The organism is Bradyrhizobium sp. AUGA SZCCT0283, assembly GCF_018130385.1.
Classification (GTDB): Bacteria; Pseudomonadota; Alphaproteobacteria; order Rhizobiales; family Xanthobacteraceae; genus Bradyrhizobium.
Genome location: NZ_JAFCLU010000012.1, coordinates 196,623 through 214,285, shown reverse-complemented (window position 1 = coordinate 214,285; position 17,663 = coordinate 196,623). Strand labels below are relative to the sequence as shown.

At 62.4% G+C, this 17,663-nt stretch carries 16 protein-coding genes, 1 pseudogene and 1 riboswitch; of the genes and pseudogenes, 12 read left to right on the top strand and 5 right to left on the bottom strand.

The genetic code is table 11. From position 1 onward, the window contains the following. Positions 1–121: 121 nt before the first annotated feature. The 5 genes from JQ624_RS18845 (at position 122) to serA (ending at position 4,988) form a co-directional block, all read left to right on the top strand. Positions 122–1,513 (top strand): amidase family protein, encoded by a 1,392-nt coding sequence (locus JQ624_RS18845; RefSeq protein WP_212420395.1) that lies wholly within the window; start codon positions 122–124, stop codon positions 1,511–1,513. Between the two features lie 16 nt (positions 1,514–1,529). Further along, on the top strand, positions 1,530–2,006 hold the full coding sequence (locus tag JQ624_RS18840; protein WP_212420394.1) for a glutathione peroxidase: 477 nt from the start codon (positions 1,530–1,532) through the stop codon (positions 2,004–2,006). Further along, positions 2,003–2,272 (top strand): DUF3297 family protein, encoded by a 270-nt coding sequence (locus tag JQ624_RS18835; RefSeq protein WP_312014450.1) that lies wholly within the window; start codon positions 2,003–2,005, stop codon positions 2,270–2,272. The genes JQ624_RS18840 and JQ624_RS18835 overlap by 4 nt, the downstream gene beginning before the upstream one ends. Before the next feature lie 140 nt (positions 2,273–2,412). Further along, positions 2,413–3,582, top strand: coding sequence for a mandelate racemase/muconate lactonizing enzyme family protein (locus tag JQ624_RS18830; RefSeq protein ID WP_212420393.1), 1,170 nt, complete (start codon positions 2,413–2,415; stop codon positions 3,580–3,582). A gap of 137 nt (positions 3,583–3,719) precedes the next feature. Further along, on the top strand, positions 3,720–4,988 hold the full coding sequence (serA, locus tag JQ624_RS18825; RefSeq protein WP_212420421.1) for a phosphoglycerate dehydrogenase: 1,269 nt from the start codon (positions 3,720–3,722) through the stop codon (positions 4,986–4,988). Positions 4,989–4,996: 8 nt separating this feature from the next. Here the strand turns inward: serA and JQ624_RS18820 are convergent, their stop codons facing one another. The 3 genes from JQ624_RS18820 to JQ624_RS18810 all read right to left on the bottom strand — a co-directional run bounded on the left by JQ624_RS18820 (position 4,997) and on the right by JQ624_RS18810 (position 8,486). Continuing rightward, positions 4,997–6,172: a DUF418 domain-containing protein gene (locus JQ624_RS18820; RefSeq protein WP_212420392.1), complete on the bottom strand. Its 1,176-nt coding sequence runs from the start codon at positions 6,170–6,172 to the stop codon at positions 4,997–4,999. A gap of 43 nt (positions 6,173–6,215) precedes the next feature. Continuing rightward, on the bottom strand, positions 6,216–7,568 hold the full coding sequence (locus tag JQ624_RS18815) for a malonyl-CoA decarboxylase (protein ID WP_212420391.1): 1,353 nt from the start codon (positions 7,566–7,568) through the stop codon (positions 6,216–6,218). 117 nt (positions 7,569–7,685) lie between these two features. Beyond that, on the bottom strand, positions 7,686–8,486 hold the full coding sequence (locus tag JQ624_RS18810) for a helix-turn-helix transcriptional regulator (protein WP_249129899.1): 801 nt from the start codon (positions 8,484–8,486) through the stop codon (positions 7,686–7,688). Between the two features lie 68 nt (positions 8,487–8,554). Here JQ624_RS18810 and JQ624_RS18805 point away from each other — a divergent pair, with 68 nt between their 5' ends. The 7 genes from JQ624_RS18805 to JQ624_RS18775 all read left to right on the top strand — a co-directional run bounded on the left by JQ624_RS18805 (position 8,555) and on the right by JQ624_RS18775 (position 16,080). Further along, entirely contained in the window at positions 8,555–9,736 is a 1,182-nt protein-coding gene (locus JQ624_RS18805; RefSeq protein ID WP_212420389.1) for an MFS transporter, read from the top strand. A 227-nt stretch (positions 9,737–9,963) separates the two neighbouring features. Continuing rightward, the gene (locus tag JQ624_RS18800; protein WP_249129898.1) at positions 9,964–10,383 is read left to right on the top strand and encodes a hypothetical protein; all 420 of its coding nucleotides are present in this window, start codon (positions 9,964–9,966) and stop codon (positions 10,381–10,383) included. Then, positions 10,272–11,051: an OmpA family protein gene (locus JQ624_RS18795; RefSeq protein ID WP_312014449.1), complete on the top strand. Its 780-nt coding sequence runs from the start codon at positions 10,272–10,274 to the stop codon at positions 11,049–11,051. The genes JQ624_RS18800 and JQ624_RS18795 overlap by 112 nt, the downstream gene beginning before the upstream one ends. 111 nt (positions 11,052–11,162) lie before the next feature. Next, the gene (locus JQ624_RS18790) at positions 11,163–11,909 is read left to right on the top strand and encodes a transporter substrate-binding domain-containing protein (protein WP_212420419.1); all 747 of its coding nucleotides are present in this window, start codon (positions 11,163–11,165) and stop codon (positions 11,907–11,909) included. Between the two features lie 527 nt (positions 11,910–12,436). Beyond that, positions 12,437–13,288, top strand: a complete 852-nt coding sequence (locus JQ624_RS18785) for a formate/nitrite transporter family protein (protein WP_212420388.1) — start codon at positions 12,437–12,439, stop codon at positions 13,286–13,288. A 61-nt stretch (positions 13,289–13,349) separates the two neighbouring features. Next, on the top strand, positions 13,350–15,086 hold the full coding sequence (locus JQ624_RS18780) for a bifunctional protein-serine/threonine kinase/phosphatase (RefSeq protein WP_212420387.1): 1,737 nt from the start codon (positions 13,350–13,352) through the stop codon (positions 15,084–15,086). A gap of 35 nt (positions 15,087–15,121) precedes the next feature. Next, a riboswitch (ZMP/ZTP riboswitch) is annotated at positions 15,122–15,201 on the top strand. Positions 15,202–15,216: 15 nt separating this feature from the next. Then, the gene (locus JQ624_RS18775; protein ID WP_212420386.1) at positions 15,217–16,080 is read left to right on the top strand and encodes a bifunctional 5,10-methylenetetrahydrofolate dehydrogenase/5,10-methenyltetrahydrofolate cyclohydrolase; all 864 of its coding nucleotides are present in this window, start codon (positions 15,217–15,219) and stop codon (positions 16,078–16,080) included. A gap of 14 nt (positions 16,081–16,094) precedes the next feature. On the opposite strand, the gene JQ624_RS18770 is transcribed toward JQ624_RS18775, so the two are convergent. Next, positions 16,095–16,889, bottom strand: coding sequence for an extracellular solute-binding protein (locus JQ624_RS18770; RefSeq protein WP_212420385.1), 795 nt, complete (start codon positions 16,887–16,889; stop codon positions 16,095–16,097). 213 nt (positions 16,890–17,102) lie between these two features. Continuing rightward, positions 17,103–17,252, bottom strand: a pseudogene (locus JQ624_RS18765) (polyhydroxyalkanoate depolymerase); the annotation flags it as partial. Between the last annotated feature and the right edge of the window lie 411 nt (positions 17,253–17,663).

The following is a 17,663-nucleotide window of genomic DNA, read 5'->3' as shown; positions in this document are numbered from 1 at the left end:
CGCTGGCATTGCCCTGCGCCCGGCGCTGGGTTTTTGATTTGACGCGTTTTCTTGGCGCGAACCGGTTTCCACTTCGCTGGAAAACGCTCTAAAAGGGCGGCAATCGATATGGAGTTTTTGCATGCAGGATCTATGGCGCCTGTCGGCCGCGGAAATCGCTTCGCTGATCAGGTCGAAGAAAGTCTCGGCCAAGGAGGCGGCGACCGCCGCCTTGGCGCGGCTGGACGCGGTCAATCCCAAGATCAACGCCGTCGTCGACCACAGGCCTGAGGACGTCCTGGCGCAGGCTTCCGCCGTCGATGCCGCCATCGGGCGCGGCGAAGACGCCGGTTCGCTCGGCGGGGTGCCGGTCACGGTGAAGGTCAATATCGACCAGGAAGGTTTTGCCACCACCAACGGGCTGAAGCTGCAGCGCGACGCCATCGCGAAGAGCAATAGCCCGGTGATCGACAATCTGCGCAAATCCGGCGCCGTCATTCTCGGCCGCACCAACTGCCCGGCGTTCTCCTATCGCTGGTTCACCACCAATCTCATTCATGGCGACACCAGGAACCCGCGCGATCCCGGCATCACCCCGGGCGGCTCGTCCGGCGGGGCGGGGGCAGCGGTCGCGGCCGGCATCGGGCATATCGCGCATGGCACCGACATCGCGGGATCGATCCGCTACCCCGCCTATGCTTGCGGCGTGCATGGCCTGCGGCCGACCATGGGCCGCATCGCGGCGTTCAACGCGGCGCTCCCCGAGCGGCCGATCGGGCCGCAGATCAGCGCCGTCTCCGGGCCGCTGGCGCGCACCATCGGCGATATCAGGATCGCGCTGGCCGCGATGTCGGCAAAAGATTATCGCGATCCCTGGTGGGTGCCGGCGCCGCTCGAAGGCCCCGCGATGCCAAAGCGCGTCGCAATGTGCCTCAACCCTGACGGCCTCGATCCCGTGCCTGAAGTGAAGGCAGCGGTGGCGGACGCCGGCAAGCGGCTCGCGCGCGCCGGCTGGATCGTCGAGGAAATCGCCAACACGCCGCCGCTGCGCGAGGCCGCCGATCTGCAGACCAAACTCTGGCTCGGTGACGGTTATGAGGCGCAACTGGAAGCGGCCGAGCGCGAAGGCGATCCCGGCGCGCTGGCCTGCCTGCGCGGCAACCGCGCAAAGGTGCATCCGTTCGACCTGTCGAAGACGCTGACGCGTCGTGCGACGCTGACCCGTGAATGGCTGGCGTTCTTCGAAAACTATGCCGTGCTGCTGATGCCGGTATCAGGCGAATTGCCGTTCCCCGATCAGCTCGACCGCAAGGATGAGGCGTCGTTTGCGCGCGTCTGGCATGCGCAATTGCCGCAGATCGCCATTCCCTTCATGGGGCTTCCCGGGCTAACGGTTTCGACCGGACTGGTCGGCCGTGTGCCCGTCGGCGTGCAACTGGTTTCCGGGCGTTACCGCGAGGATTTATGCCTTGCTGCCGGCGAGGCGATCGAAGCCGGCGGAACGCCGTCGGCGGCGATCGATCCCGCGGGCTGAATTGAACGAGACCATGATGCCAGGCGTTTATGATTTTACGGCGCAGTCGCTCGCCGGCGAACAGGTTCCGCTGAAGCGGTTCGAGGGTCAGGTGCTCCTGATCGTCAACACCGCGAGCGCCTGCGGGTTCACGCCGCAATACAAGGGCCTGGAGCAATTGCAACGCGAATTGGCGCCGCGCGGCTTTGCCGTGCTCGGCTTTCCCTGCAACCAGTTCGGCGGGCAGGAGCCGGGCGACGCCAGGCAAATCGAACAATTCTGCGAGAGCAAATATGACGTGACGTTTCCGATGTTCGCCAAGATCGACGTCAACGGCAGCCATGCGCATCCGTTGTTCAACCATTTGAAGAATGAGAAATCGGGGCTGCTCGGTTCGTCGATCAAATGGAATTTCACCAAATTCCTGGTCGATCGGTCGGGCAAGGTGGTCGGGCGCTATGCACCGACCGTTACGCCCGAGGGACTACGAAGAGAAATCGAGGCACTGCTGTGAGCGAGACCAACAAAGCGATGAACGACGAATTCCCCGACCGTCTCTCGGTCGACCCGAACAGCCCGTATTACAATGCCGACATCCTTGCGCGCGATGTCGGTATTCGCTTCAAGGGCGCCGAGAAGACCAATGTCGAGGAATACTGCATCAGCGAGGGCTGGGTGCGCGTCACCGCGGGCAACGCCAAGGACCGTTACGGCAACCCGCTGACCATCAAGGTGCACGGCCCGGTCGAGCCGTATTTTCGCGACAAGACTCCCACCTGACCGTCATTGGCTGCGACAAACGCGAAGCGTTTGCGCAAGGGAGCGAAGCGACGAAGCAATCCATACGTCCGCCTGCATTGCGGCCCAATGGATTGCCTCGCTTCGCTCGCAATGGCGGCAGCGACTGAAAGCCAAGCCCCATGTCCGTCCGCATCGTCGACGTCTGCGAAATCACAAAACCGATCTCCTCGCCGATCCGCAACGCCTATATCGACTTCACCAAGATGACGACGAGCCTGGTCGCCGTCGTTACCGATGCCATGCGTGATGGCAAGCGCGTGGTCGGCTACGGCTTCAATTCCAACGGCCGTTACGGGCAGGGCGGCCTGATCCGCGAACGCTTTGCGCCGCGGCTGAAGGAGGCCGATCCGAAGAGTCTGCTCGATGCCGGCGGTGACAATCTCGATCCGGACAAGGTCTGGGCCGCCATGATGTCGAACGAAAAACCCGGCGGCCACGGCGAGCGCTCGGTCGCCGTCGGCACCATCGACATGGCGGTGTGGGATGCGGTGGCGAAGATATCAGGCAAGCCGCTGTTCCGGCTGCTGGCCGAGCGCCACGGCCTCAAGGCCAATCCGCGCGTGTTCGTCTATGCCGCTGGCGGCTACTATTATCCCGGCAAGGATCTGTCGGCGCTGCGCGGCGAGATGCGCGGCTATCTCGACCGCGGCTACAACGTCGTGAAGATGAAGATCGGCGGCGCGCCGATCGCCGAGGATCGTGAACGCATCGAAGCGGTGCTGAAGGAGATCGGCAAGGACGCGCAACTCGCCGTCGACGCCAACGGCCGCTTCGACCTGGAAACCGCGATCGCGTATGCAAAGATGCTGCGGGAGTATCCGCTGTTCTGGTACGAGGAGGCCGGCGATCCCCTCGACTTCGCGCTGCAGGCCGCTTTGGCCGAATTCTATCCCGCAGCCATGGCGACCGGCGAAAACCTGTTCAGCCATCTGGACGCAAGAAATCTGATCCGCTATGGCGGCATGCGGCCGGACCGCGACTGGCTGCAGTTCGATTGCGCGCTGTCCTACGGTCTGTGCGAATACCAGCGCACGCTGGCGGTGCTGAAAACCCACGGATGGTCGCCGAGCCGCTGCATTCCCCACGGGGGGCACCAGATGTCGCTCAATATCGCGGCCGGCCTCGGGCTTGGCGGCAATGAGAGCTATCCCGACCTGTTCCAGCCCTATGGCGGCTTTCCGGACGGCGTCCGCGTCGAGAACGGCCACATCACCATGCCGGACCTGCCGGGCATCGGATTCGAGGGGAAGTCCGATCTCTACGCGGAGATGAAGGCGCTGGCGGCGTGAGCCTGGATCTCATAGGAAAGATTGGCTGCCCAAACATCTTATGAAATGAGTGGCCTGGATAGGAAATTCGGCTTGGCGCCGACAGTGAATTTCCAGGCCGTCAGCTTACCGATCATCCATCTCTGAAGGACGCCGCGATCTTGCCCAGTAAACTTTCTCTTCCCCAGCTCTCACTTTCGAAGGACAAGATCCGCATCTTGCTTCTCGAAGGGGTCAACGACAGCGCCGTGCAGCTGATAGAGGCTGCGGGCTATTCCAACATGACTCGCTTGTCCAAGGCGCTTGAGGGCGATGCGCTCAAGGAAGCCATCAAAGGCGTCCACCTGCTGGGCATCCGCTCACGCACGCAGATCACCACGGATGTTCTTGAGGCCGCGGACCGGCTGATCGCGATCGGATGCTTCAGCGTCGGCACCAATCAGGTGGATGTTGACGCCGCTCGCCGAAGCGGGATTCCCGTGTTCAACGCACCGTTTTCCAACACGCGAAGCGTGGCAGAACTGGTGATAGGCGAGATCGTCATCCTGCTGCGTCGGATCGTCGCGCGTTCCAACGCAGCGCATCAGGGACGTTGGGACAAGTCCGCAAACGACAGCTATGAGGTAAGGGGCAAGACGCTCGGCATCATTGGATACGGCAATATCGGCTCGCAGCTCTCGAATCTCGCGGAAGCGCTGGGAATGAGGGTCATTTTCTACGATCACACGGACAAGCTTCGTCATGGCAACACCGAGCCGACCGCGAGCTTGCGTGATCTGCTGGCGCAAAGCGACGTCGTGACGTTGCATGTGCCGGAGACATCAGCCACGCATGGGATGATCGGACGCGAGGAGATTCGGGCGATCAAGCGAGGCGCGTATTTCATCAACAACAGCCGCGGTACGGTCGTTGACCTGGAGGCGCTCGCGGACGCGCTGCGCGAAGGCAGGCTTCGTGGCGCCGCGGTTGACGTTTTTCCGGTCGAGCCGCGTTCGAACGCCGAACGCTTCGTATCGCCGCTGCAGGGTCTGGACAATGTTATCCTGACGCCACACATCGGCGGTTCGACCGAAGAGGCGCAGGAGCGCATCGGCGCCGAAGTTGCACGCAAGCTCATCGATTACAGCGATTCCGGTTCGACGATGGGCGCTGTCAATTTTCCCCAGGTCCAGCTGCCGGCGCGGCCATCGGGCACGCGGTTCATTCAGGTACAGCGCAATCTGCCGGGTATGCTGGGGCGTTTGAATGAAGTGCTCGCGCGCCACGCCGTTAACATTGCCGCTCAATATTACGAGACCGACCACGAGGTAGGCTATGTGGTTCTCGACGCAGATGCGTCCGCAGCCGATGGCCAGCGTGTGCTTGCGGACATCCGATCTCTGGAGGGCACCATCCGCGCCCGATTGCTCTATGAATACAAGATCTGAGCTTGGCGCTACGCCGTCTGCCGCATCGGTTGTGCCATACCATACATCAGCGTGCGCCACAGCCACTCGACCGGGCCGTACCGGTAACGGCGCAGCCACCAGGCACTGAAAAATACCTGTCCGATGTAGACGGCAACGCCGATGGCCAGTGCGCTGGCGACGCCGAGGCGGCCGAACAGGCCAAGACCATAACCATAAAAGATCCAGCCGAAGATCAGGGATTGCGCAAGGTAGTTGGTGAACGCCATCCGCCCCAATGGCGCGGCCCAGCCCAGCAGCTTCTTTCCGCTATCGAGACTGGCGATGCCGATGATACCAGCGCCATAACCCAGCGCCAGCAGGATGGTGCCGAGAGGTTCTGCCAGGGCGCCGATCCGGCCGCCCGCGATCAAGCCGCCGGCATGGCAAAGGATCAATGCCGCGCCAAGGCCGATACAGGTAGCAGCGATCGAAAGCAGCAGGCGGAGAGGCGGGTTTTTCAGAATGCCGGTGCGCCAGGCGAAAGCGCCGAGAAGAAACAACCCGATCGTGCGCGGAAAGATAAAGGCGTGCAGGGGAACGAAAAGAGGAAGCTCGCGCAGCCGGAACGCCAGCACGTCGAGGAAGCCGCCCGTCGCATAGATGCGATGCGCCTCAGCGACATCCTGCCTGATCGCGGCCGTGCCGGGCCACAATCCCGGCGGCGGAAAGACCTGCATCTCAAGGTACAACCCGAGAGACGCCAGCGCGGCGACAACCAATAGCCAGCGCGGACCGAACAGGAACGGAAGGACGATGAATCCAGCGAGCGCATATTCGGTGAGAATATCGCCGTTCCAGATCAGGCAAAGGTGGACGAGCCCGAACGCCAGCAACACGGCGAGCCGGCGCACGAGCAGCGACGTGCGGCGCTCGCTCTTCGCAAGCCGCTCGAACTGGATAGCAAGGCCTGCGCCGAACAGCAGTGAAAACAGCGCAAACGCCTTCATCTCGACGGCCAGCGTCAGGATCGTTTCGACGGAATGATCGACCGGCGATGCCGGGGGCTTGTGGGCAAGAAATTGCTCAAAGATCGAAACGCGAAATTCCGTGACGACGTTGATGGCCAGAACGCCGAGCAGGGCGATGCCCCGCAGTACGTCGATGGCCTCGATACGTTCCGAGGGGACCATTGGCCGGGGAAATGCGCCGCCATCGGAAGCCATTGCGATATGATTTCCAATTGAGCCCCGGCGAATTCTAGCCTGGCTACGACAGTCGCATGTCCAGCAGCCGCCGGCCTTCGGTCTTGAGCAGTTTCTTCACCGCGCTTGACGCGGCGATCTCGCCCTGGTTGGCGTAGGCCTCATGGTTCTTCTCGATGTCCTCGAGCCGGTAGAGGTAATTGACCATGATGCCTGCGGATTCGCGCAGGCCCTTCGGCGAGAGATCGCCGAGCCAGTCGATCTTCTCCAGCCGCGCGCCGTTGCCGATATGGAAGCGCGCCACCGAATCGATCAGCCGTCCTTTGGACGTGCGGGCTCTGAGGAAATAATGCGCGGCCAGCGGCTCCAGCACGGCGCGCAGTTGCGCGGCCAATTCCGCATCCTCGAACCAGTCCGGCTTATCGAGGTTTTCCAGCAGCGTCCGTTCCTCGTCGCTGACCGGAACGTCGGCGGCCTGTTTCAGCCATTGCATGAAGCCCGGCACCGGCGACAGCGTGACGAACGTATCCAGCTTCGGCAATTCGCGTCGCAACTCCTCGACCACCTGCTTGATCAGGAAGCTGCCGAAGGAAATGCCGCCAAGCCCTTTTTGCGTATTCGAGATCGAATAGAACACGGCGGTGCGCGCGCGTTCGACCGGCACCAACTGACGCTCGGCGGCGAGCAGCGGCGCGATCGCGGTCGGGATCGTTTCGGTCAGCGCGACCTCGACGAAGATCAGCGGTTCGTCATTGAGCTGGGGATGGAAGAAGGCATAGCAGCGGCGGTCTACGGGATCGATGCGGCGGCGCAAATCGTTCCAGTCGCGGATTTCGTGCACGGCTTCATAACGGATGATCTGTTCCAGAATATTCGCCGGCGTCGACCAGTCGATCCTGCGCAGCACGAGAAATCCCCTGTTGAACCAAGAAGACAGCAAATGCACCACATCGCGGTCGAGCGCGGCCAGATCCTTGTTGCCCTTCATCAGGGAAAGCAGGTCGGCGCGCATCGCCACCAGATCGCTGGTGCCGCCGGGCGCACGGTTGAGCCGACGGATCAACTCCTGCCGCTGCGGCTCGGAAGCAAAGTGAAGGTCGCTGGCATCGCTGTCGTTCGGCTGGCTGCGCCAGCTCTCGATCGCCTGCGACAGTTTTTCGCGGTCGGGGCCGAAGTCTCTCGCCAGCGTTTCGAAGAAGGTGAGCCGGCCGGCGGCGTCGAGGTCGTGGTAGCGGTCGAGCACGTCGCGCGCCATCGCGGTGCCGGACGCTTCGCCGCGGCCCGATAGCAGCGCCTTGCACAATTCAAGCAGTTCGGAGGCGTCCTGGCGGGCGACGGACGGCTCGCCCCGCCGAAGCAGCGTGCGGCCACGTTCTGATATCGTCGAGAGAAGGTCGGAAAAAAAGGCGTTGGCCATGCGGTGGGTCGAATCCAGCTGATATTGCGGAATCTTATATGGAATTTAGGACGGTGCCGATCACAATCAAGCGCATGGACCGTACGGAAATATGTCATGCCTCCACGAAGGCAGAATTTACTCCTTCCCGGCAAATTCCGTCGGCGTTTTTCCGGTAACCTGCCGGAAGGCATGGGAAAACGCAGGCACACTGGCATAGCCCAAATCCGAGGCAAGCTGCTTGACCGAGACGCCGGCGTCCGTCGACAGCTTCTCGATGGCGGCTGCGATGCGGGCGCGCTGGCACCAGCTCTTGAAGCTCAATTGCGTCTCCGACGAGAACAGCCGCGACAGCGTCCGCACCGAGGTGCCGACCGCATGCGCCAGCGTCTCGATCTCATGGTCGGCAGTCGGGTCCGCCAGCACGATGTCGGCGGCGCGCCGGCAGCGCGGCTCGCGCGGTAGCGGGATGAAGGTCGCGGAATCTTCCGCCTGGTCCAATTCCATCATCGCCAGCCGCAGCAGAAGCGCGGTTCGTTCCCGGTCGCCGCGATCGTCGAACAAAGCGAGAATCGTCTGGTGCAGGAGCGGCGACACCCGCACCACGAATTCCGCATCCAGGCTGTGGCTGCGCGCTTCGCGCTGCAGCCATTCGAGTTCGAAATAGAGCGTCCGCATCTCGATATCGGCGAGCACGTCGATCGCATGTTCCGATAGCGCAGGCACCCAGACCGCCCGATCCGGCGGCACCAGCCAGCGGCCTTTCGGCGTCGTCACCTGCATCGTGCCTTTGGCCGCATAGACCAACTGCGCCTCGCGGTGCATGTGGGTGTGGATCCGGAAGCCCTTCCGGTAGCCGTTCGCGATCATGTGGATGCCGTCGCCGGTCGAGGTGCGGCGCCCGATAATGGCGGCAATTGGCTTTTCGGCGATATTCATTGGCGACATCCCGTCAGGACATCCCCGTATAACCTATTTCGGAAAATTGCGGGATTCGGGAATCGACCATGAACAGCCCCAGCCGGGTGATCACTTTCGTCAACGCCGCCCATTTCATCGACCATTATGCGATGCTGATTTTCGCCGCCGCCGTCATCATCATGGGGCCCGCGCTGGGCATGGCCTATTCGGAACTATTGCCTTACGCCACCCCGGGCTTCGTCGCCTTTGGCGCGGGCTCGCTGATCACCGGCTGGCTCGGCGACCGCTGGAGCCGCCGCCATATGATGGTGATCTTCTTTTTGGGCATCGGCGCGTCGATGATCGCCGTCGGCCTCGTGCAAACGCCGCTGCAACTCGGCGCGGCGCTGCTTTTGATCGGCCTGTTCGCCTCGATCTATCATCCCGTCGGCACCGCGATGATCGTGTCCTATGCCGACAGGCTTGGCCGCGAGATGGGCCTGAACGGCGTCTGGGGCAATCTCGGCGTGGCGTCCTCGGCGCTGGTTACCGGCGTGATCGGGCAGTATTTCGGTTGGCGCTCGGCTTTTATCGTCCCCGGGATCGTCACGATCCTGATCGGCATGGCCTTTGCGCTGATGGTGGTGCACGAGGACCGAAGCGGCACCAGGCAGGCGGCGGCGCAGGCCAGGGTCGCCAAGCAGGACATGTGGCGGGTGTTGCTGGCCCTGCTGATCGTGGTGATCGCGATATCCACCACGTTCAACGCCATCACCGTGGCGATGCCGAAACTGTTCGCCGAGCGGCTGGCCGGCGTGACCGACAGCCCGGCGTTGCTCGGGGCCATCGCGGCCGGTGTCTATGTCTTCGGCGCGATGACGCAGTATACCATCGGCAAGTTGATCGACCATTATTCGCTGAAGACCGTGATGCTGCCGCTGTCGTTTTTGCTGGCGCCGTTCATGTATTTTGCGGCGACGCTGTCGAACCTGCCGCTGATCATCGCCTCTATCGGCATCGTGATGGGCGCGTTCGGCCAGGTCACCGTCAACGACGCCATGGTCGGCAAATATACCAGCGAGGAATGGCGCTCGCGCGCCTATTCGGTGCGCTACTTCATCGGCTTCACCGCGGCGGGCGCGTCCGTCGGCTGGGTGGCATGGCTTTACGAGAAGGGCGGCTTCGTCACCATGCTGCAGACGTTCGGCGCGCTCTGCCTGCTGGTGATCGTGGCGGCGCTCATCCTGCCGCAGGAGATCAAGGTGCCGGCGGCGCGGACCGCGCCGTGAGGGTGCGGTATCGCGTCGGCGCCCTGGGTGAACACGAGTAGCCGTGCCCTGCTGGGCAGATGGCTTCCTTGGAACCTCCCTCGAACAGGTCGGCCGGCAGGATCATGCCGGACGTGCGCGCCTAGGCTACCGCGACGATTTGCTGCGGCGCAATAGCTCAGCTGGTAACGTAGTCAGGTCAAACAGAACACTTGACCATCGCTACCCTCCTTGTGTGAGGTGAGGGCATGACCCGAATCCGGCTTTTCCTGTTCATCATTGCGATATCAATGCCTTCGCTGGCGGCGGCGCAGCAGTCCATGAAATTCGAGGAGGCCGCGGCCATGCTGGCCGCGAGCTGCGGCAAGGACATCGATGACAACTGCCGCGGCGTCAATCTCGACGCGACGCGCCTGAAGGAGTGCTTGGGCCGCAACCAGGACGTGGTGTCGGCGAAGTGCAAGGCCGATTATCCCCAGGCCCTCGGCGCCATCCAGCAGCGCATTACCGCGCGCACCTCGCTTGTAAAACTGTGCAATTGGGAATTGAAACATTTGTGCGGCGAGGTTCGGGAGGATCCCGTCAAGGGTCTGCAATGCCTGCTGGAGTCGACCAAGAAGGCGACCCCGAACTGCAACAAGGCGATCAGCGCAGCGGGGTATCGCTGATGTCCGGGGGGAATGAGCTGCGCGGCATCGGTCTGTTGCTGGGCGCCCTGGCCCTGTTTGCCTTGCCGATGGCGGCGGGGCGGGCGCAAACGGCCATGTCGTCTGGCGACATCATCGAGAAGCTTGCCGTTGAAGCCGAGTCGGACATCGATCTGGCTGCGTTGCGCCAGCAGGCTGCCGACCGCATCAAGGCGAGAGCGGATGCCCAGCCGCAGAAGCGGCCGCCGATCGCGCCCCAACTGACGAAACTGCCGCAAATCCGTTTCGACGTCGTGTTCGACCAGGACTCCTCCCTGATCCGACCGGCCTCCTACCAGACGATCGGCAGCGTCGCCGACGCATTGAGTGATCCGAAATTGCGGCCCTACCGCTATCTGATCGTCGATCATGTCGAATCCGCCGGCCGGCGCGAGCATAATCTGATCCTGAGCCAGCGGCGCGCCGAATCGATCCGGGATGTGCTTGTGAACACCTTCAAGGTGTCGCCGAAACGGCTTCAGGCGCTTGGTTTAGGCGAGGAACAGTTGCAGGATGTCAATCGCCCGGCGGCGCCTGCCAATGCACGCGTCCAGATCATTGCGATCGGCAAGTTTGAAACGGCCGAGCCGGCAACGCCGGCTGCGGCGGTGCCCAAAGGCCCAGCTGCGGCAAAGAAAAAGAAGCGCTGATTACCCCGTGAAAGGGATGAGCGCGACGCCAGCCGCCGGCTGGGGAAGGAGCGCCCGATGTTGAATCAAGCCTCGCCAAAAACGGCCGGTCTCTTGCTCGGATTAACAGTGATGATGACGCCCGCCGCTGCTGACGCCTTGAAGGACGAGATCGCGCCGACCGGCAAGCTGCGGGTGGCGATTGCGATCAGTCCGGCCGGAGGCGCGTTCTGGTCGACCAAGACCGAAACCGGTTATGCCGGCGTCCCGGTCGATCTCGGCCGTGAGATGGCGGCACAGCTCGGCGTCCCCGTCGAATATGTCGCGCACAACAATTCCGGGCAGATCGTCGATGCGGTGTCGAAGGGCACCTGGGACATCACCTTCCTGCCGAAGGATCCGGAACGTGAGGGCAGGATGTCGTTCGGGCCGATCTATGAGGTTGCGGACGCGACCTACATCGTCAAGTCGGGTTCGCAGGTCACGAATTTCCAGACGCTCGATCAACCCGGGATCAAGGTCGCTGCGGTCAACAACACGACCACGATGCGCGGCGCGATCGCGCATCTGAAGAACGCCAAGGTCACGGGCTACCAGACCTACGACGAGATCTTCGGCCTGCTCAAAGCCGGTGAGATCGACGCGTTCGCGCTGTCGCGCGACCAGCTCAACGCCATGGCAAGACAGATCCCGGGCACCCGCGTGCTGGATGAAACCTTCAAGCAGACGGTCACGGCGGTAGCGGTGCCGCCCAATCATCCGCAGTCGCTGGGGTTTGCGGTCAAGTTTCTGACCGAAGCGATCGCCAACGGCACGTTGCGCAAGGCCTATGACAATAACGGCCTGAAGGATCGGCCGGTGCGGACGCAGACGAAATAAGCGAGGGCTTATCCTCACGTCATTCTCGGTGCGCAATTGCGCACCTGAGGGCTCGATGCTTCGCATTGCCTCGGAATGACGGGGCTGCGCGGCAGGCGCTAACATATGTGCAACTGCACAAATACAAGGCATCCGCCTCAATCAGGGCCCGGCGTGACAGGGCCATAACCACATAGAAATACGCGCATTTTTGAACCTACGGCTCGATTTCGGGTTGGCACATCGATTGCTTAATCCTGTCTCAGTCAATGACGACTGCCGTCCGTTCGGATTGCCAAGGCCAGCGTTGGCCGAAGGCGTTGGGATCAAGCGGCCTCGCGTGAGGCGCTTCGAGCAGTCTTCGGGACCACCTCACGATAGCTCGCGCATCCTCAGGTCCTGATCGGGCGTGGCCTGCGTCGTTCTGTGCCGTTCAAAGGCGGCGCGGGATTTGTCGCGCGCGAGGACGGCAAGATTTTTTCACTTAATCGGTGCACGGCTGCGCAGCATCCGGCGCGCTTCAACGTTGTCTCGAAAGGGGAACTGGAATGGCCTATCTCGCGCCTTCGGAATTCGTGACCAAGATGGTCGACGCCGGAGAATCCAAAATCTTCATGTCGACGCGCGATACGGTCATCCGCGCCTACATGGCAGGTGCGATCCTCGCGCTCGCCGCCGCGATGGCGGTGACCATCAACGTGCAGACCGGCACGCCGATCGTCGGCGCCGCGTTTTTTCCGGTCGGCTTCTGCATGCTGTACCTGTTCGGCTTCGACCTGCTCACCGGCGTCTTCGTTCTGTGTCCGCTGGCACTGATCGACAAGCGCCCGGGCGTCACGCTCGGCGGCGTGCTGCGCAACTGGAGCCTCGTATTCATCGGCAATTTCGCCGGCGCCTTCACGGTGGCGGTGATGATGGCGATCGTGTTCACTTTCGGCTTCTCATCGCCGCCGGACAAGGTCGGCCAGGTGATCGGCACCATCGGCGAGAGCCGCACCGTCGGCTATGCCAATCATGGCGCGGCCGGCATGCTCACGCTGTTCGTCCGCGGCATGCTCTGCAACTGGATGGTCTCGGCCGGCGTGGTCGGTGCGATGATCTCCACCAACGTGACCGGCAAGGTGATCGCGATGTGGATGCCGATCATGCTGTTCTTCTTCATGACCTTCGAGCATTCCATCGTGAACATGTTCCTGTTCCCGTCCGGCCTTTTGCTCGGCGGCAAGTTCACCTGGTGGGATTATATCTTCTGGAACGAGATTCCGACCGTGGTCGGCAACCTCGTCGGCGGCCTCGCCTTCACCGGGCTCACGCTGTACGCGACCCACATCAAGACCGGCCCGTCGCGTGCGGCGTCGCGCACGACCTCTTCGCGGGAATCCTCGCGCATTGCCGCTTGATCCAGCCGGACGATGGGTCTCTCCTCGCAAGGGGAGAGGCCCATTGCCGTGAAAGCCGGGAATGCCGCGCGAACTGAAAATATCGGTCGGACAATTTTCCGAAAAGGGCCGCAAGGAAACCAACCAGGATTTCCACGGCGTCCTGATCCCGGACGAGCCGCTGCTCAGCCTCAAGGGCATTTCCATCGTGCTGGCCGACGGCATCAGCACGAGCAACGTCTCCCGAGTCGCCGCGGAATCGGCGGTGAAGGGATTTTTGACCGACTATTACTGCACTTCGGAATCCTGGTCGGTGCGCACCTCGGCGCAGCGCGTGCTGGAGGCGACCAATTCCTGGCTGCATTCGCAGACGCGCAGCCAGTATGCCTATGACAAGGACCGCGGTTACGTCTGCACGCTCAGCGCCATGGTCATCAAGTCGACCACGGCGCATCTCTTCCACATCGGCGACTCCCGCATCTATCGCCTGTCCGGCAATACGCTGGAGCAACTCACCAACGACCATCGCGTCGTCATCTCCTCGCAGCAGAGCTATCTCGGCCGGGCGCTTGGCGTAAATCCGCAAGTCGAGATCGACTACCAGATGCTGCGGCTCGAGCCGGGCGACGTCTTTGTGCTGGCTACCGACGGCATCTACGAGCATCTCAGCGCCCGCCGCATTGCAAAGGCGGTGAACGAAGGCGGCGCCGATCTCGACGCGACCGCGAAGAGGATTGTCGACCAGGCTTTTGAAGCCGGCAGCAAGGACAATCTCACCGTCCAGATCGTCCGCGTCGACGAGGTGCCCGACGGCGCCGCAAGCGAAGTGTTCGCGCAGCCGCATGAACTGCCGCTGCCGCCGCTGCTGGAGGCGCGGGCGGTTTTCGATGGCTATCGAATCGTTCGCGAACTGCACGGCTCCAGCCGCAGTCACATCTATCTTGCCGTCGACATCGAAACCGACGCCGTGGTCACCATCAAGATTCCGTCGATCGATCTGCGCGACGATCCCGCCTACCTGAAGCGGTTCATGATGGAGGAGTGGGTGGCGCGGCGGATCGACAGCCCGCATGTGCTGAAACCCTGCCTGCTGCAGCGCAAACGCAATTTCCTGTATGTCGCGACCGAATACATCGACGGCCAGACGCTGACGCAATGGATGATCGACAATCCAAAACCCAGCCTGGAAATCGTGCGCGGCATCGTCGAGCAGATCGCCAAGGGGCTGCGCGCCTTCCATCGCAAGGAGATGCTGCACCAGGACATCAGGCCCGACAACATCATGATCGACGCCACGGGAACGGTGAAGATCATCGATTTCGGTTCGACCAGGATCACCGGCGTCGTCGAGGCCGAGCCCTCCGGCACCCGCAACGACATTTTGGGTACTCAGCAATACACCGCGCCCGAATATTTTCTCGGCGAGCCGGCGACGTCGCGCTCCGACCTGTTCTCGCTCGGTGTCATCACCTATCAGATGCTGACGGGAAAACTGCCCTATGGCGCGCAGATCGCCAACGCGCGGACGCGATCGCAGTTCAACAGGCTGGTCTATCGTCCGGCGTCGCATGGCGACCGCGACGTGCCGCAATGGATCGACGGCACGCTCGAGAAGGCCGTGCATCCCAATCCCTACAAGCGCTATGACAGCTTCTCGGAATTTTTGTTCGACCTGCGTCATCCCAACGCGAACTATCTCTCGACGTCATCGACGCCGCTGATCGAGCGCAATCCGCTTCTGTTCTGGAAAAGCACGACCGTCGTGCTGGCGCTGGTCGTGATCGTGCTGCTTGCCATGCAGCACGGCGTGCATCGCTAGGGCATTGCCTTCGCCGGCCTAAGCCGCTATCACGCACTCCTCTGCGCGACTGGCGCTCAGATGGAGGACCATCGGGGAGCGCAGGGACGATTTGCCGCGCGCCTGGGCACCACTCTTGAACGGAGGTGCCATGACTGCGGAAATCATCGACGGGCATAAACACGCTCAAATCCTTCTCGACAATGTCGCGGGCGAACTGGATCACCTGGCGCGTGCGCCGGGCCTGGCCGTGGTTCTGGTCGGCGACGACCCGGCCAGTCACATCTACGTCCGAAGCAAGATCAGGATGGCGCGGAAGCTGGGCTTGCGCGGCGAGACGAAAATCCTGCCGCACAGCGCCACCGAGGACGAACTGCTTTCCGTCATCGCCACGCTGAATGCGCAAGCCGATATTGACGGCATCCTTGTCCAGCTCCCATTGCCCGCCCACATCGACACGTTGCGGATCATGGCCGCGGTCGATCCGGCCAAGGACGTCGATGGCCTGCATGCCATGAATGCCGGCCGGCTGCTCCATGGCGCGGATAGCCTCGTTCCATGCACGCCGCTGGGCTGCCTGAGGCTGATCAAGTCGATGGTTTCCGATCTGACCGGGTGCCATGCCGTCGTCATCGGCAGCTCCAATATTGTGGGCAAGCCGATGGCCGCGCTGCTGCTAAAAGAACGGGCGACCGTAACGCAAGCCCACATCCATACGCGCGACACCCAGTTCATCTGCCGCGGTGCGGACATCCTGGTCAGCGCGGTAGGCAAGCCCGGACTGGTGCGCGGAGACTGGATCAAGGCGCGTGCCATCGTCATCGACGTCGGCACCGCGCGCGTCGCGCGGCCGGAGGGCGGTTACGATTTGCGCGGCGATGTCGCTTTCGACGAGGCGGTGCAGGTCGCCGGCGCCGTTACGCCCGTGCCAAAAGGCGTTGGTCCGATGACCATCGCCTGCCTGATGGCGAATACGGTGAAGGCAGCGAAAGCCCGGTCAGCGAGGCTTCACTAGCTGGACACGAAAGCCTAGTTGGTCGCCCCCGCCGGAATCGGGTCCAAGCCGCTCTTGACGATTTCGGCGCGGGCAGCGGGCGATGCGAGAAACTTGATCAGCGCCTTGCCGGCGTCGGGTTCTTTCGAGGCGCTGGCGATCCCGGCGGAGAATATGGTGATCTTCTGCAACTCGTCCGGCAAGGGACCTACGATATCGATGCCTTCCACCGGCTTCAATTCGCTCATCTGCTGGAAGCCGATCTCGGCGTCGCCGCGCGCGACGATCTCGCCGACGGGCGTGGCCGGTATCTTCCTGGCCTTGTCCTTCATTTCGTCGGTAATGCCGAGCTTGCCGAACATTTCGGTGGAGACATAGACGCCGCTGGCGCTGTCGGAATAGGCGATGGTCTTGACCGCCAGCAGCGCGCGCTTGAGCGCATCGGGCGTAGAGATGTCCGGCTTGGGCGTGCCCGATTTCACGGCGACCGCGATCGGCGATTTGACGAGATCGACTTTGCTGTCGGCGGTCGCCTTGCCCTTCTTGACGAGATCGTCGAGCGCATAGCCGACCATGATCAGGACGTCGGCAGGCTCCCCGCGCTCCAGTCGCACGGGAATAGCGTTGGTCGTCGTGCCCATCGAAGGCCCGTAGGCGGTCAGCACCTTGTGGCCGGTGGTGCGCTCGAACTCGGGCACCAGCGCCTTGTAGGCCGCCGTCAGCCCGCCCGAGATCATCACGCGGACGTCGGCGGCAGAGGCTGCGCCGGCCAGCAGGAATACGCTGAGAATGGCGAGCGCGACGGCGCGAAGATTGATCGAAAGACGCATAACTGATCCTCCCCGGACGACTCTTGAGCGGTCGGCCTTGGAAAGATGTTAGCGCGCGAAGGGAGAGGCGGCTAGCGGGAGGAGAAGCGAAATCCCAGGTTGGCCGTCATTGCGAGGAGCGAAGCGACGAAGCAATCCATGCCTCCGCGTGAACGGAGAGATGGATTGCTTCGCTTCGCTCGCAATGACGGGGAGGGACCGGCGTGAGTCAGCTCACGCATTCACGTGCACGAAATCCCGCAGCAGCGGATAGATTTCGTTGTTCCAGCGCCTGCCGGAAAACACGCCGTAATGGCCGACGCCGGCCTGCATGTGATGCACCTTGCGATAGGCGCGCACGCCGGTGCAGAGGTCCTGCGCCGCCGGCCGGCATGAAGCGGAATGTCGCGCGGGTTATGCCAGTCGGTGATGTAGACGTCGTGGTCCTGCAGCAGCGTCTTCACGGTGCCGCGCAACAGGGGGGAGAAATGCCCGGACATCGGCGCCACCAGCAGCGGCACGTTGCGCAAGGCCTATGACAACAATGGTCTGAAGGACAGGCCGATCCGGACGCAGACGCGTAGCAGACGCTGGCGCAATATGAATTTTGATCAACCGGTGGCGGCGAGTTCAGTTCACTCCCGCAAGGAGCGATGATAAGCCATTAAGTTTCTGACTTGAATGATATTTATAGTATTGTTTTCGTGCACGGTCCTGCTCAGGATACGCCGAGTCAAGGACTTGTGCGAAAAATTTACTAGAGTTTCCAAGCCATTGTGACGCGATCGGGGGGAT

What these genes read in the sequence shown, in the direction of transcription:
- JQ624_RS18845 (WP_212420395.1), top strand. Translation starts at nt 122, where the DNA reads ATGCAGGATCTATGGCGCCTGTCGGCCGCGGAAATCGCTTCGCTGATC.
- JQ624_RS18840 (WP_212420394.1), top strand. Translation starts at nt 1,530, where the DNA reads ATGCCAGGCGTTTATGATTTTACGGCGCAGTCGCTCGCCGGCGAACAG.
- JQ624_RS18830 (WP_212420393.1), top strand. Translation starts at nt 2,413, where the DNA reads ATGTCCGTCCGCATCGTCGACGTCTGCGAAATCACAAAACCGATCTCC.
- JQ624_RS18820 (WP_212420392.1), bottom strand. Translation starts at nt 6,172, where the DNA reads ATGGCTTCCGATGGCGGCGCATTTCCCCGGCCAATGGTCCCCTCGGAA.
- JQ624_RS18815 (WP_212420391.1), bottom strand. Translation starts at nt 7,568, where the DNA reads ATGGCCAACGCCTTTTTTTCCGACCTTCTCTCGACGATATCAGAACGT.
- JQ624_RS18810 (WP_249129899.1), bottom strand. Translation starts at nt 8,486, where the DNA reads ATGAATATCGCCGAAAAGCCAATTGCCGCCATTATCGGGCGCCGCACC.
- JQ624_RS18805 (WP_212420389.1), top strand. Translation starts at nt 8,555, where the DNA reads ATGAACAGCCCCAGCCGGGTGATCACTTTCGTCAACGCCGCCCATTTC.
- JQ624_RS18800 (WP_249129898.1), top strand. Translation starts at nt 9,964, where the DNA reads ATGACCCGAATCCGGCTTTTCCTGTTCATCATTGCGATATCAATGCCT.
- JQ624_RS18790 (WP_212420419.1), top strand. Translation starts at nt 11,163, where the DNA reads ATGATGACGCCCGCCGCTGCTGACGCCTTGAAGGACGAGATCGCGCCG.
- JQ624_RS18785 (WP_212420388.1), top strand. Translation starts at nt 12,437, where the DNA reads ATGGCCTATCTCGCGCCTTCGGAATTCGTGACCAAGATGGTCGACGCC.
- JQ624_RS18780 (WP_212420387.1), top strand. Translation starts at nt 13,350, where the DNA reads ATGCCGCGCGAACTGAAAATATCGGTCGGACAATTTTCCGAAAAGGGC.
- JQ624_RS18775 (WP_212420386.1), top strand. Translation starts at nt 15,217, where the DNA reads ATGACTGCGGAAATCATCGACGGGCATAAACACGCTCAAATCCTTCTC.
- JQ624_RS18770 (WP_212420385.1), bottom strand. Translation starts at nt 16,889, where the DNA reads ATGCGTCTTTCGATCAATCTTCGCGCCGTCGCGCTCGCCATTCTCAGC.